Raw genomic sequence first — 13,139 nt, 5'->3', positions numbered from 1 at the left:
TCTGTGATATTACAAACACAAATGAATAAAGTTGATGTTAAATAAGTTGCTACTCAGATTAAGCGTCTTAAGTATGGATATATAAAATCAACAACTTCGATTTACCTATTTTCTGGCGTTATATTATAGCAATACGAGTTAGAAAACTGCTGAATAGCCATAACAATTCAGAATGAGTGGTATTTCCATTGCTTATTTAAAACGACATATCTATATGTCATTACGAATGATTCTCACTACCCTAAAGCCCCAATTGCTTGCTTTTAAGTTAGGGTCAGCGCGATAACGGGTAGAGCTTCGACCAACTCTTGGTATGTCATACCAAGATCCACCACGGATTACTTTGCTAGGACAGTCGCTGCTTAGCCAGGCTCTATTGTTGCTTGGAGCGCCCGCATATGAATCGTGGTAACAATCTTCAATCCATTCTGCAACATTGCCATGCATGTCAAATAATCCAAATGGGTTGCTTATTTGGCTACCAACTGGTGCTGTTGATCGGCCGTCCCACTGGCTTCCGCAATCATCACAAACGCTATAGCCAGTTTGCATCTCGTTCCCATACCAATAAGATGTCTCTGAATTGGCCCGAACGGAGTATTCCCATTCAACTTCTGTTGGAAGTCGATATTCCTGACCAGTTTGTTCTGTTAACCAAGCAGCATAGGCTTTTGCATCGTACCAGCTAACATTAATAACAGGTCTATTACCTCGTCCCCAGCCATTATCTGGGGGAAGCTCTCTATTGGTTTCATTTGCAAATTTGTCAAATTGATCAAAAGTTACTTCGTAACGGCTTAGATAAAATCCGGTAGGAATATCAACTTGGTGAACAGGCTTTTCATTATCATCACCAATACCCTGACTATCGCCCATGGTAAAAATAGCAGGTGACAGTTTAATAACTTGAGGTGCTTTACCTTCAACTTTTAAAGGCTCTTCTAAAATTGCGGGTAACTCTTCAAAATTTGGTTGCTCTGGTGCTTCAGCTACCTTGGCAGGTTCAGTTTTTTTAACAGGGATTTCCGTTTCTTGGAATGGGTTCCAGCCACTGAGTGAAACTCCTGCAATGACAGTTACCACTGCAGTTGTTGCTATCGCCTTACGCTTTGGGTTAGTTGCTAAGCTTTTTGGCTTGACTGCTTTGGTTTTTGTATTGGTATACATATCTGCTCGAAGAATACGGACAACTTCAACGAGAGACTTTGGTCTATGTCTCTGTGCTGGGCGAGACCATTTTTTAATTTTTTTCCAAGTGTCGTGGGATAGTTGGTCTATTTCATCTGGTAAATTGTTTACTTTGAGCTCGCTGTCGATTTTAGATTCACCAAGTAAGGCAGATAAAATCAAACGCATAAAAGCGTATTTGTCAGCTGCTGGAGTAAAGTCATGTTTTGGCTTTAGGTATTCTGGCGGCGCAAATCTGAAATCCATTTCGGTTTCACTAATATTTGTCATCCAGTTATAACTACCGAAACCAATCATGATGCCGAGACCGTTAACAACTTGCACTGAACTTAAGTCCAAATGACCATGACAAAGATTGTTTTCGTGTACTTTATCTAGCCCTTTGGCAATTGAGTCGAACAAACTTACAACAACGTTTAATGGTGCTCCATCAGGATATTTACCTAAATAGCTGAAAAGTTTTTCCCCACCGCATACAGATGAAATAGAATACACCCAAAGTGGTGAATTGAATGGTGGGTAATTAGGTGTAATAGATGGATGCTTAATGCCTGCGTATTTACGGGCATTTAATAAAAAGTGCTCAAGCTGCCCTCTATTAGGCTGAAAAAATCTAAGGACAAAAGGACGTCCGCCTTGATCTGCAATCCATGTTGCTTGCCCATTTCCAATCGGATGGTTTAGTACGTAGGGGTCAAGTTCGATACCGACACGAAGGCCTATTTTTAACTGTGCCGGTTCAATAATGTTGTTCATCGTAAAACTGCATCCAAATCAAGACGTTGCTGCGTTTAGTAAGTGTAATAGAGTATAATCTCGTTTTTTAGAAAGAAAAGGTAGGGAAATGTTATCCGCATATCCAGAATTATCAAAATTCTTACCCTGTGAGTCCCCAAAAGCATGGGTAGAGTGGGCAATTGAGAATCAAACTTTAATGTTGGTAGATCATGCACATTGCGAAAAGAAAGCAGCCTCAACGGCTATGAACCTTATGTATCGCTATGTAGATCGCGATAATTTGTTACATAAAATGTCTCGACTAGCTCGTGAAGAGCTACTGCATTTTGAGCAAGTTCATAAGATCATGAAGGGCAGGGGGGTTGATTACGTTCATTTGAGTGCATCGCGTTATGCTGAAGGGTTAAGAAAGCATATTCGAACTCATGAGCCAGCTAGGTTGGTTGATATTCTTATTATTGGTGCTTTTGTTGAGGCGAGATCGTGTGAACGTTTTGCGGTTTTAGCTCCTCACCTTGATGAAGAGTTGAGCAAGTTTTACCTATCTTTATTAAAATCTGAAGCACGTCATTTTGAGGATTATCTTGCTTTAGCAGAGGAATATTCAGGTGAAGATATTAGTTCACGTGTGCAATTTTTTCGTGAGTTAGAGCAGGCTTTAATTACTGAACCTGATACTGAGTTCAGAATCCATAGTGGTCCACCAAGTTAATTTAGCCTTAAAAATCAATTCATAAAAAACTTCTATATGGGATTAAATGGCTGCTACACTGAGTTTAGAGACCATAGTTGGAGAGAGTTTTATGAAAGACCAATTAGCGGATGTGACTTACTGGCTAGCTCTTCAAATTTCTCAAAGTGATCCTGCCGTAAATCTCGATGAGATCTATCAAGGATCAATTGAGCTAGATTATCTTTATCAGACCTTAACGAATAAGGCGCAACATCATTGGTGGACTGAACATGGCGTCGAATTGTCGCCAATGCTAGTAAATAACGCTTTTTTTAGAGCGGTAGCATCACTTTACGAAAGGAATTTAGAGTTTTCACGTTCTCGTAATTGCAAAGAAACAGATTGGGTGAAAGGTTTACTTCACCTCTAATCAGCAGCTTATGAGCTAAACCCCGCTTACTAGGGTTTAGCATCAGGAAAGTGCTAAAGCTTCAATGTTTGTGCTTTGTTTGCCTTTAACAACAATTCTTTTAGACCGGTAGAGCAAGACTCAAGTGACTCTAGTTCAATATTGTACTGTGTTAAGCTTGAGTCATTCAGTATGGCAAACCATGCAGTCTTATCCCAATCACCCAGCACTAAGCGACTACCTTTATCTTGTGTGTGCAAATTAGGTCTATGAGTGTGCCCATGAATCATTAGGTTTGATTGATTGAAACTCATTAGCCTTTCAATCTCTTCAAAGTTCACATCCATAATATCTAGCATTTTTTCACTATTAGATTGTTTGCTATCTTCTCTAAGTTGAGATGCTAAAGCGATTCTCTGCTCCAATGGCATACTTAATACTTGTTGCTGCCATTGCTCTTGCCTCACCATACTTCTGAACTTTTGATATTTAATATCATCTAAACAAGCCTGATCGCCATGAGAAATGAATACTTTTCTATTGTTGTAATCTAGATGATGATCATCTTTGATTAACTTAGCACCAACTCTATTAGCCCATGTTTGTCCTAGTAGAAAATCACGGTTGCCATGGTAAACAAGAACTTCACAGCCAGCATTAGATAGTTCGATTAAGCATTGCTCAATTAAGTCATTCCAAGGAGCTTGGTAGTCATCACCAATCCATGCTTCATAGAAATCTCCAACAATATGTAACTGGTGCTGGTTATCTAAATTAGCTTTGGATTCATGTTTAAGAATATTGGTGAGGGAAATAAACGCCTGGATGAGATCCGGGCGTTTATCACTTAGATGTAAATCTGATATGAAGTAATGAATCATCAAACTAGGTGTTAAACGATTTCTGCTGATTCGATGATAACATCTTCAGCTGGCACATCTTGGTGACCTGCTTTGCTCGTTGTCTGTACTTCTTTAATTTTGTTTACCACATCCATGCCAGCACTAACTTTACCAAAAACCGCATAACCCCAACCTTGGGCATTTTTTCCAGTGTGATTTAGGAAAGCGTTATCAGCAACGTTGATGAAGAACTGTGCTGAAGCAGAGTGAGGATCCATAGTACGAGCCATAGCAACAGAACCAATTTCGTTAGCTAGACCATTGTCTGCTTCGTTCTCAATAGATGCCTTAGTTTCTTTTGACTTCATGCCTGGTTCAAAACCACCGCCTTGTACCATGAAGTTATTGATAACACGGTGGAAGATTACACCGTCATAAAAACCGTCTGCAACATATTGCTCAAAGTTCTTTGCAGTAATTGGTGCTTTTTCATGATTAAGCTCTAGTGTGATATCACCGAAGTTTGTATGAAGTACGATCATGGTCTTTCCTTATTCATTAAAATAGTAGGCATATAAATATCGCTAAAACCTTTATAGGTCTTTTAATATTAATTTCAAGCGATAATGGTTTAATTTAGTTAATCAATTTCTAAAATTTTATGTGTTTGTAAGCTTAGTCGCCATTGTGGATTAGCTAAACAATAATTCAGTGTTTGTTTAAGGTTACTTTCTGGTGCAATTTGATTTTTAGCTAAATGGCTTTGGTCCATTGGCTGAAGGTAAAAGGTTTCAAATGCTAAATGAGTGTAATCTTTAGGATTAAGGTGTGTTTGAGGGTAAACAAGCTTTAACTCATGTCCTTTATCAACAACAAGAGGTTCGGTTGTTTTAGGGCTTACACAGATCCAGTCAATACCAGCAGGTAGTTTTTTAGTGCCATTGGTTTCAATGCCAATAGTATAGCCTAGGCGCTTCATTGCTTGTATTAGAAGTGAGTCTAGTTGTAATGCCGGTTCACCACCGGTAAAAACAAGATATTTATCTTTTTGCTCAAGAGGCCAAAGAGCATCAAGGTGGTTAGCTAATGCTTCAGCTTGTTTGAATTTTCCACCGTTTTGGCCATCAGTTCCGATAAAGTCTGTGTCGCAAAATTGGCATAGTGAGTCAAGTCTATGTGTCTCTTTACCATTCCATAAATTACAGCCACTGAAGCGGCAGAAAATGGATGGGCGACCGGCATGAGCCCCTTCACCTTGTAGTGAATAAAAGGCTTCTTTAATTGTATACATGGTTACACCTAATAGCGTCTCGAAAACAGTCGAGGCTTTGGTTAGTAACTTTAGTGCAGAGTCAGGATATCTGTGGAACAGAAACTGACGAACTAAAATCAGGTTAAACGTTTATTCGTAATTTTTTAATAAATCTATTCGTAACTAATCGGGTCTGTTAATCCGTGAAGCGCAAAAGATTCAAGTCTTTCAATGCAAGAACCGCATTTGCCGCAAGCTTTTTCTCTACCGTTATAGCAGGTCCAAGTATTGGCGTAATCCAAACCCATTTCAATGCCAGCAGCCAAGATGTCACCTTTAGAGCTTTTTAAGAAAGGCGCGACAATTTCTACAGCTTGGTAATTGGCAATTAGTGATACTGCATTCATCGCTTCAACAAACTCAGGTCGACAATCAGGGTAGATGTCATGGTCGCCAGAATGGGCACCATAATAAACCTTGTCGGCTTCCAGTGAAACGGCATAGGCGATAGCCATAGAAATAAGAACCATATTTCTATTTGGCACTACGGTCGACTTCATGTTGTCTGTCTCATAATCACCTTCAGGGATGGCTTCATCACTGTCTGTGGTTAAAGAGGAGCCAGCCATCAAGCTATTAATCGCCGTGATATCGACAACTTTGTGCTCAATACCTAACTCTTGGCAAACCTTCGCTGCGATTACAAGTTCTTTACTATGTTTTTGACCGTAGTTGAAAGATAAAGCATAAACCTCATCTCCGTTCGCGATTGCTTTATGAAGTACGGTAAACGAGTCCATGCCGCCTGAATAGACAACAACTGCTTTGTTTGCCATATAAACCTCTGTGTCATTGATGAAATTTAGCGCGCGATTATAGCGACTTGCTCATAAAAAACCTATTGAATTGTGATTTTTTAATTACGTCATATTGCAATTTATGCGGATAAAAATATATTATGTAACCAGTTACGTATCTGTTTACGAGGTTTTATGAATCATTTTGGTGTTATGGCGTTTGGTAGTCGACTAAAGCGACTGAGTGATTATCTATTTTCTGAGGTCGAGGCTATTTATAAAGCCCATGGGATTGGTTTTTCACCTACTCATTTTCCTATTTTAATGCAGCTCAGTCAGGAGCCGTCATTGACTGTTGTTGAGCTTGCAAATCGTCTTGGTTTGAGTCACCCAGCAATCAGTAAACAAATTAATAAGTTAGTAAAAGAAGAGTGGGTCATTAAGTCTTTAGATAAAGATGACAATAGGCGTCTGTTTATCTCTTTGTCAGAAAAGGGCGTTAATGAAATGATCAAAGTAGAACCTATATTAGAAGCTATTAAATATGTAATGGAAAAAGAGGCGCACGATATAGACTCTCAGTTACTGCATTCATTTGGTCTTTATGAAAGCTCATTACTAAATAATGGTTTGCAGACTGGGGTTAATCATCATATCGAAAGTAAGCAATTAACAGTAGAAATACAGCCTTGGGATGTAAGCTATAAAGACGAATTTAAGCAACTTAATATGCATTGGCTTGAAACCTATTTCGCAGATCAAATTGAGGAAGAAGATAAGCTTATCCTTAACAACCCTCAGTCAGAGGTTTTAGCTAAAGGTGGGTATATCTGGATTGCCTTATTGGGGGATCAATGTGTTGGTGTGTGCGCCTTACTTCCGGATGCGGTTAATTCATATAAAGTTATAAAGCTTGCTGTCAATGATGCTTACCAAGGGCAGGGGATTGGGTTGAAGCTTATGCTCAAATGTATTGAGCAAAGTCGATTAAAAGGAGCGCGCCTTTTGTCTTTAGAAACGGCCAGTAAATTGGTTCCTGCTTTAACGCTTTATGAGAGATTAGGCTTTGAAATAGTGACACCAACTAATGGTTATTCTGTAGAAAGAAGTGATGTGTATATGGAACTTAAGTTCCCAGAGAGAGGGTAAGTTAGTGGAAATTCAAAAACTGATGAAAAAAGGCATGGTCGCCAGTATTCCAATGATAGTGGGTGGGATTCCTTTCGGAATACTTTTTGGTTCTTTGGCTATGAGTAATGGGTTAAGCCCTTGGTTTGCGATTGCAATGTCGAGTCTAGTATTTGCCGGTTCTGCTCAGTTTGTAGCATTAGGGTTAATATTTATTGATGCACCGCTATGGGTTATTGTTTCAACAACTTTTATTGTTAATTTACGCCACATCTTGTATGCCGCTGATATGGTTAAATTTATTAAGCATTTACCATTGAAATGGAGGATGCTAATAGGTTTTGGTTTGATTGATGAAAGCTATGCTGCGGTTCGCCCACTTTATGGTAACCAGCAAATTAATGTTGAAAATGGGCATTATGCCTTTCTTGGCTCATTTTTGTCATTTTACCTTATGTGGCAAATATCCACTTTAATAGGCGTTGTGGCAGGTGAGTTGACTCCTGGGATGAGTGAATGGGGGCTTGAGTTCGCAATGGTTGCAACCTTTATTGGCATAATCACACCTTACTTAAAATCTACTCAATTGAAGCCGGTAGCACCATATTGGGTTGCTTTATGTGGGGCGTCTTTTACCTCTTTAGTGTTAAATGGCCTACCAAATAATTTGGGCCTATTGTTTGCGGCGTTAGTAGGTGTCGCAATGGGATTTATCGCTACAAAGCAGACTGCTAATTCAATAGTAAAAGAGGGTGTGTAAATGGCCACTAGTTATTTTGTTTTCATCATTCTTGGAATGTTTGCTGTCACCTTTGGTATTCGTTTTTGCTTATTTGCTAAGGCTAATAAGGTGGTTATGCCAAATTGGATTGAAGGTGCACTTGGTTTTGTTCCAATTTCGGTGTTGTCAGCCATCATTGTTCCTATGATTTTTATGCCTGATGGTAGGTTGGATGTAGGCTTGGATAACCCTTGGTTGCTTGGTGCTTTAGCAGCATTTGTTATTGGATTGATCAAACAAAACCAATTATTGACGATACTTGTGGGTGTTGTTGTATTTTATTTGAGCAAGTTGTTTATTTAATTGCTGATTAACCTCGATATCTTGCTCTTAGGTGACTTTTTTTATTCACCTAAGAGTTAAATCAGATATACTGACCGCACAAATTTATTTTACTTTTTAGAAACTATAAATCAGGACCCAAGGTTAACATGTCTGATACGTCTAAACCTGGTAATTTCATTACCCAAATCATTGATAAAGATAACGAAACTGGAAAGCATGGCGGTAAAGTTGTTACCCGTTTTCCACCAGAGCCAAATGGTTACCTTCATATAGGTCATGCCAAATCAATCTGTTTGAACTTCGGCTTGGCACAGCGTTATCAAGGGCAATGTAATTTAAGGTTTGATGACACTAACCCGGAAAAAGAAAGTGTTGAGTATATCAACTCGATAAAAAAGGATGTTTCTTGGTTAGGTTTTAACTGGCAAGACGAAGTGAAGTTCTCGTCTGATTACTTCGATGCTTTGTTTGATTTTGCTGTTGAACTTATTAAATTGGACAAGGCTTATGTTTGTCAGTTGAATGCTGAAGAGATGCGACTATATCGTGGCACACTAAAAGAGCCAGGTAAAAATAGTCCGTATAGAAATCGAAGCGCTGATGAAAACTTAGCCCTCTTTATGGAAATGAAAGAAGGTAAGTATAAAGATGGCGAAATGGTATTGCGTGCAAAAATTGACATGGCAAGTCCAAATATCAATATGCGCGATCCTATTATTTATCGAGTTAGACATGTAGAGCACCACCAAACAGGTAATAAATGGTGTGTTTACCCTATGTATGACTTTACTCATTGCCTATCTGACGCGCTAGAGAATATTACTCATTCTGTTTGTACCCTAGAGTTTCAGGATCACAGACCTTTATATGATTGGGTGTTAGACACCTTGAAAGCAGCTCATCCGCAGCAAATTGAATTCGCACGTCTTAATGTTAATTACACTGTCACTAGTAAACGAAAGCTAAAACAGTTAGTTGATGAAGGTCATGTTGAGGGGTGGGATGATCCTCGTATGTCAACAATTTCAGGCTTGCGTCGTCGAGGTTATACGCCACTATCAATTCGTAATTTCTGCGAAAGAATTGGCGTGACAAAATCTGACTCAGTTGTCGATGTGAGTATGCTAGAGCATGCCATACGTGAAGATTTAGATGCTAATGCTAACCGTGCTATGGCCGTTCTTAATCCAATTAAGGTGACTTTAACTAATTACCCAGAAGATAAAGAAGAAATTTTTAGCGTGGCTAATCACCCTAAAAATGAAGATGCAGGTAAGCGTGAAGTTCCTTTTTCTAAAGAGCTTTACATTGATGCAGCGGATTTTGCTGAAGTACCACCTAAAAAATGGAAACGATTAACTCTCGAGTCAGCTGTTCGCCTTCGTGGTGGTTATGTAATTACTTGTGATGAAGCGATTAAAAATGACGCTGGTGAAGTCATTGAATTATTGTGTCGTTATGATGAAAACACGCTTGGCGTAAACCCAGAAGGTTATAAGCCAAAAGGGGTTATTCATTGGGTAAGTGCTAAGCACGCTGTAACGGCAGAAGTACGCCTATATGACAGGCTATTTAATGAAGCTGCTCCAGATGCGAATCATGAAGGTAAAACATTCTTAGACTTTATTAACCCAGACTCATTATCAGTGTTAACAAATGCTAAATTGGAGCCTTCTTTGGCTAGCTCTGAGAAGAGTCAAGGCTACCAATTCGAACGAGAAGGTTACTTCTGTCGTGATTCAGAACGAGAAACATTAGTGTTTAACCGAACTGTAACATTGCGAGATTCATGGGCAAAAATAGAAGCTAAGGGAAAGTAAATAATGTTAAAGATACACAATACTTTAACCGGTAAGAAAGAAGAGTTTGTTCCATTGGTGCCAGGAAAGGTTGGCATGTATGTATGTGGTAATACAGTTTATGACTTCTGTCATATTGGCCACGCCAGAGCAATGATCTCTTTCGACATTATTTCTCGCCACCTTAGATTTAGTGGCTTTGATCTTACTTATGTTCGAAATATTACGGATGTAGATGATAAAATTATTAAACGTGCTGCTGAGAATGATGAAACACCAGAATCTCTAACAGCAAGAATGATCGAAGCACAAACTCAGGATGAGCTTAAATTAGGAAATAAACTACCTGATAGAGAGCCGAAAGCGACTGAGTTTATGCAAGAAATTATTGATATGATTTCGACCTTAGTTGATAAAGGCTTTGCTTATCAAGGCTCAACGGGTGACGTTTATTTCCGTACAGAAAAACATGCTGACTATGGCAAACTTAATAATCGTAAGTTAGACGAAATGCTTGCAGGTGCACGTATTGATGTAGAAAGTGCAAAAGAGAATCCTGCTGACTTTGTTTTATGGAAATCTGCTAAAGAGGGTGAGGTGCATTGGCAATCACCTTGGGGCATTGGTCGTCCTGGTTGGCATATTGAATGTTCAGCTATGTCTACAAGCTGCCTAGGGCCACATTTTGACATACATGGTGGTGGACCTGATCTTAAGTTTCCTCATCATGAAAACGAAATAGCTCAATCTGAATGCGCTAATGGTACTGACTATGTCAACTATTGGATGCACTGTGGTGCTGTACGCGTTAACAATGAAAAGATGTCTAAATCTTTGGGTAACTTCTTTACCGTGAGAGATGTGTTAGAAAAATATAACCCTGAGGTTGTACGTTTCTTAATGGTGTCTAGTCAATATCGTAGCCCTATCGATTATTCTGAGCAAAGTTTACTTGAGGCAAAAGTTGGCCTTGAAAGAATGTATACCAGCTTACAAGGACAAGCGTTAGCTGGCGAGTATTTGCCATCTACTTATAGCGAGCGCTATCAAGAAGCTATGGATGATGACTTTAATACGCCTGTTGCTATCTCAGTTTTATTTGATTTGGTAAGAGAGTTGAATAAAGCAAAAGCAGCTGAAGCTGATAATGCACCAATTCTTGCTAAAGAATTAAGTGTTTTAGCTGAGCTACTTGGTTTGTTGTTGCAAGACCCAGAGTATTTCTTAAAAAATAGTGTGGTCAATGATGGTATTTCTGAAGAAGAAATTGACGCGCTGATTGCTGAAAGGATTCAAGCAAGGAAAGATAAAAACTTTGCGAGAAGTGATGAAATAAGGGACTCTTTAGCGGATCAAGGTATTACTTTATTAGATACGAGAGAAGGGACAAGCTGGACAAGGCGTTAATTGTTCAGATGATAAGGCCAGCATTAGCTGGCCTTTATTTTGATTAGTTTTTAACTCTTACTGCTAGTACGTCACAAGGGGCTCCATGTAATACCCCGTTTGCTGTGGACCCTAAAAGCAGGGCTAATCCATGTCGACCATGACTACCTACAACGATGAGATTGGTTTCGTTTTCTTCTGCAACACGATGGATTTCACTTTCAATACCGCCTTGAGAAATGATTGCTTGATCAATAGGGCAGGTGATTTGTTCGCAGAGAGCGTCTAATTTTTCTTGTGCGCTTGTTTGAAGTTGATGTTGTATGTCTGTGATATCAATTGGGACATCGCCACCATAGGCGTAGTTAAGGGATTCAATAACGTGCAGAATAACCAATTTTGCGTTATATGTTGTGCACAAACGTACAGCTTTTTCAACGACGGGAAGATTCTCTTCAGTAAGGTCGGCCGCTAGTAAAATTCTTTGGTATGGCATATAAACCTCCGAAACGGTTTGTGTATTCTTATATTAGTTCAAACATGAGTAAAATTTATGACTATTTTAATAGTGGTTGCCATTGTTGCCTCAATGCTGGGCTCCATTTTATGGGTGATGCCAAGTAAGCGTGATCAAGATAAAATGAAAATTCGTCTTTTAGCACGAAAAAGTCAATTAGGTGTACAACTTACACATATAGAGTTACCTGATAAATGGGATAAGTCAACGACTAAAGTAAAATCTGCCGCTTACCACAAATTTAGAATTAATAAGCTTAAAAGCTTAACCGATGAGGTTTGCATCTATCCTTACGAGGTGTGGAAGTACGAAAATATTCTGGATGGCTGGTACGCAAGCAGGGTTATTAATCTATCTGAATCAAGCCAAGAAACGTTAAAAAATCATATGCAAAACTTTAAAGCAATTGTAGTTACAGCAGATTGTGTTTCTTTGCATTGGAATGAAAATGGAGAAGAGAGTGATGTTGAAAAGATTCAATCGCTTCTCAGTGAAATTGAAGCGATTGATTTTGTGTAAGCTATTCTTGATCTAATCCTGAAATATCAACGGGTTTTGAAAGTTCCTCAACTAAAGCGGCTGCTTCCTCTGGTGTTTCAGCCTCTTCAATTGCTTTTAATTCAGGTTCATAGATCTCTTTGATTTTTTCATCAACAAAGTTTTCAAGAATCTTTTTCTCAGGGCGCTGTAAAGGGTCAGCTCTAACGTGAGATAAGATAACGCCATATAGGGTTCTGGCGACACGTGTATCACCCGTATCGAAATTAGTATTAGCTTGAACAAGCTGGCGGTTAACTTGAATGTCGAGGTTTAACCAGCGTAAATAATCATAACAAGCTTGATAATGTGAATGGCTAATTCGTCCTTTTCTGCGCATAAATAAAAGCAGTTTGGCGAGCTTGGTTAAGCGTTCTTTATAATTCGCTTTTTCTTGAAAACTTAATAATGTAGGAGTGGTGTTATATACAATTAAATCATTTTCACGTTCTTCTTCTGCTTTGGCTATTCTTTGTTCAATTGAATCAATGTCGTCAGTGTAGTTAATAAGATCGCGTAATGTGTCGATATAAAAATCATATAAAACATCAGTAACAATTGGGTCGGTGTTAATTTGAACAATACTGCTAATATGGCTATAAGTTCTATCGGCTCGATTCATAAGTTTTAATTGAGTGAATCTACGTTCGGTTTCTTCTTTTTCTTTTTGATGCGCTCTGCTTCCGACGATTACGGAAAGAACGACTATGATGAATAAAAATAAAATGGTAACAATTTGCAATGTCACTACGTATTGTCCTCTGACGATGAATTCAGTATCTTAAATATAGATATTTTCAAATGATT

15 protein-coding genes are annotated in these 13,139 nt (G+C 38.8%); 8 read left to right on the top strand and 7 right to left on the bottom strand.

The window, feature by feature from the left end; genetic code table 11:
• Positions 1–210 precede the first annotated feature (210 nt).
• Positions 211–1,944, bottom strand: a complete 1,734-nt coding sequence (locus TW85_RS15100; RefSeq protein WP_046017971.1) for a formylglycine-generating enzyme family protein — start codon at positions 1,942–1,944, stop codon at positions 211–213.
• An 88-nt stretch (positions 1,945–2,032) separates the two neighbouring features.
• Here TW85_RS15100 and miaE point away from each other — a divergent pair, with 88 nt between their 5' ends.
• Together miaE and TW85_RS15090 are read left to right on the top strand one after the other, a co-directional pair.
• Positions 2,033–2,638: a tRNA isopentenyl-2-thiomethyl-A-37 hydroxylase MiaE gene (miaE, locus tag TW85_RS15095; protein ID WP_046017970.1), complete on the top strand. Its 606-nt coding sequence runs from the start codon at positions 2,033–2,035 to the stop codon at positions 2,636–2,638.
• A gap of 91 nt (positions 2,639–2,729) precedes the next feature.
• Positions 2,730–3,029, top strand: a complete 300-nt coding sequence (locus TW85_RS15090) for a hypothetical protein (protein ID WP_231870307.1) — start codon at positions 2,730–2,732, stop codon at positions 3,027–3,029.
• 53 nt (positions 3,030–3,082) lie between these two features.
• Here the strand turns inward: TW85_RS15090 and TW85_RS15085 are convergent, their stop codons facing one another.
• The 4 genes from TW85_RS15085 to queC form a co-directional block, all read right to left on the bottom strand.
• Positions 3,083–3,889 carry a UDP-2,3-diacylglucosamine diphosphatase gene (locus tag TW85_RS15085; RefSeq protein ID WP_052702232.1) on the bottom strand — a complete coding sequence of 269 codons (807 nt, stop codon included), beginning with the start codon at positions 3,887–3,889 and terminating at the stop codon, positions 3,083–3,085.
• An 11-nt stretch (positions 3,890–3,900) separates the two neighbouring features.
• Complete coding sequence (locus TW85_RS15080) at positions 3,901–4,392, bottom strand: peptidylprolyl isomerase (RefSeq protein ID WP_046017967.1); 492 nt, start codon at positions 4,390–4,392, stop codon at positions 3,901–3,903.
• 98 nt (positions 4,393–4,490) lie between these two features.
• Positions 4,491–5,141, bottom strand: a complete 651-nt coding sequence (gene queE, locus TW85_RS15075) for a 7-carboxy-7-deazaguanine synthase (protein ID WP_046017966.1) — start codon at positions 5,139–5,141, stop codon at positions 4,491–4,493.
• Positions 5,142–5,275: 134 nt separating this feature from the next.
• Complete coding sequence (gene queC, locus TW85_RS15070; RefSeq protein WP_202904869.1) at positions 5,276–5,959, bottom strand: 7-cyano-7-deazaguanine synthase QueC; 684 nt, start codon at positions 5,957–5,959, stop codon at positions 5,276–5,278.
• Between the two features lie 135 nt (positions 5,960–6,094).
• Between queC and TW85_RS15065 the strand changes: the two genes are divergently transcribed.
• From TW85_RS15065 to cysS, 5 genes are all read left to right on the top strand, one after another.
• The gene (locus tag TW85_RS15065) at positions 6,095–7,048 is read left to right on the top strand and encodes a bifunctional helix-turn-helix transcriptional regulator/GNAT family N-acetyltransferase (protein ID WP_046017964.1); all 954 of its coding nucleotides are present in this window, start codon (positions 6,095–6,097) and stop codon (positions 7,046–7,048) included.
• Between the two features lie 4 nt (positions 7,049–7,052).
• Positions 7,053–7,787, top strand: coding sequence for an AzlC family ABC transporter permease (locus tag TW85_RS15060; RefSeq protein WP_238326225.1), 735 nt, complete (start codon positions 7,053–7,055; stop codon positions 7,785–7,787).
• Entirely contained in the window at positions 7,788–8,111 is a 324-nt protein-coding gene (locus TW85_RS15055; protein ID WP_046017963.1) for an AzlD domain-containing protein, read from the top strand.
• A gap of 128 nt (positions 8,112–8,239) precedes the next feature.
• The gene (locus TW85_RS15050; protein ID WP_046017962.1) at positions 8,240–9,913 is read left to right on the top strand and encodes a glutamine--tRNA ligase/YqeY domain fusion protein; all 1,674 of its coding nucleotides are present in this window, start codon (positions 8,240–8,242) and stop codon (positions 9,911–9,913) included.
• Between the two features lie 3 nt (positions 9,914–9,916).
• Complete coding sequence (gene cysS, locus TW85_RS15045) at positions 9,917–11,299, top strand: cysteine--tRNA ligase (protein ID WP_046017961.1); 1,383 nt, start codon at positions 9,917–9,919, stop codon at positions 11,297–11,299.
• Positions 11,300–11,342: 43 nt separating this feature from the next.
• On the opposite strand, the gene TW85_RS15040 is transcribed toward cysS, so the two are convergent.
• Entirely contained in the window at positions 11,343–11,774 is a 432-nt protein-coding gene (locus TW85_RS15040; RefSeq protein ID WP_046017960.1) for a universal stress protein, read from the bottom strand.
• A gap of 57 nt (positions 11,775–11,831) precedes the next feature.
• Here TW85_RS15040 and TW85_RS15035 point away from each other — a divergent pair, with 57 nt between their 5' ends.
• Positions 11,832–12,314, top strand: a complete 483-nt coding sequence (locus tag TW85_RS15035) for a hypothetical protein (RefSeq protein ID WP_046017959.1) — start codon at positions 11,832–11,834, stop codon at positions 12,312–12,314.
• 1 nt (position 12,315) lies between these two features.
• On the opposite strand, the gene TW85_RS15030 is transcribed toward TW85_RS15035, so the two are convergent.
• Positions 12,316–13,080 carry a hypothetical protein gene (locus TW85_RS15030; RefSeq protein ID WP_046017958.1) on the bottom strand — a complete coding sequence of 255 codons (765 nt, stop codon included), beginning with the start codon at positions 13,078–13,080 and terminating at the stop codon, positions 12,316–12,318.
• Between the last annotated feature and the right edge of the window lie 59 nt (positions 13,081–13,139).

Origin of the sequence: Marinomonas sp. S3726, from assembly GCF_000967665.1 — a bacterium.
In the GTDB taxonomy this organism is placed as follows: Bacteria; Pseudomonadota; Gammaproteobacteria; order Pseudomonadales; family Marinomonadaceae; genus Marinomonas.
This window is presented reverse-complemented; position numbering and strand designations above follow the sequence as displayed.

Excerpts from the sequence above, each read along its gene's own strand:
- TW85_RS15090 (WP_231870307.1), top strand. The coding sequence starts at position 2,730 with ATGAAAGACCAATTAGCGGATGTGACTTACTGGCTAGCTCTTCAAATT.
- TW85_RS15040 (WP_046017960.1), bottom strand. The coding sequence starts at position 11,774 with ATGCCATACCAAAGAATTTTACTAGCGGCCGACCTTACTGAAGAGAAT.
- TW85_RS15085 (WP_052702232.1), bottom strand. The coding sequence starts at position 3,889 with ATGATTCATTACTTCATATCAGATTTACATCTAAGTGATAAACGCCCG.
- TW85_RS15050 (WP_046017962.1), top strand. The coding sequence starts at position 8,240 with ATGTCTGATACGTCTAAACCTGGTAATTTCATTACCCAAATCATTGAT.
- miaE (WP_046017970.1), top strand. The coding sequence starts at position 2,033 with ATGTTATCCGCATATCCAGAATTATCAAAATTCTTACCCTGTGAGTCC.
- TW85_RS15065 (WP_046017964.1), top strand. The coding sequence starts at position 6,095 with ATGAATCATTTTGGTGTTATGGCGTTTGGTAGTCGACTAAAGCGACTG.
- TW85_RS15035 (WP_046017959.1), top strand. The coding sequence starts at position 11,832 with ATGACTATTTTAATAGTGGTTGCCATTGTTGCCTCAATGCTGGGCTCC.
- TW85_RS15100 (WP_046017971.1), bottom strand. The coding sequence starts at position 1,944 with ATGAACAACATTATTGAACCGGCACAGTTAAAAATAGGCCTTCGTGTC.
- TW85_RS15080 (WP_046017967.1), bottom strand. The coding sequence starts at position 4,392 with ATGATCGTACTTCATACAAACTTCGGTGATATCACACTAGAGCTTAAT.
- cysS (WP_046017961.1), top strand. The coding sequence starts at position 9,917 with ATGTTAAAGATACACAATACTTTAACCGGTAAGAAAGAAGAGTTTGTT.
- queE (WP_046017966.1), bottom strand. The coding sequence starts at position 5,141 with ATGTATACAATTAAAGAAGCCTTTTATTCACTACAAGGTGAAGGGGCT.
- TW85_RS15055 (WP_046017963.1), top strand. The coding sequence starts at position 7,788 with ATGGCCACTAGTTATTTTGTTTTCATCATTCTTGGAATGTTTGCTGTC.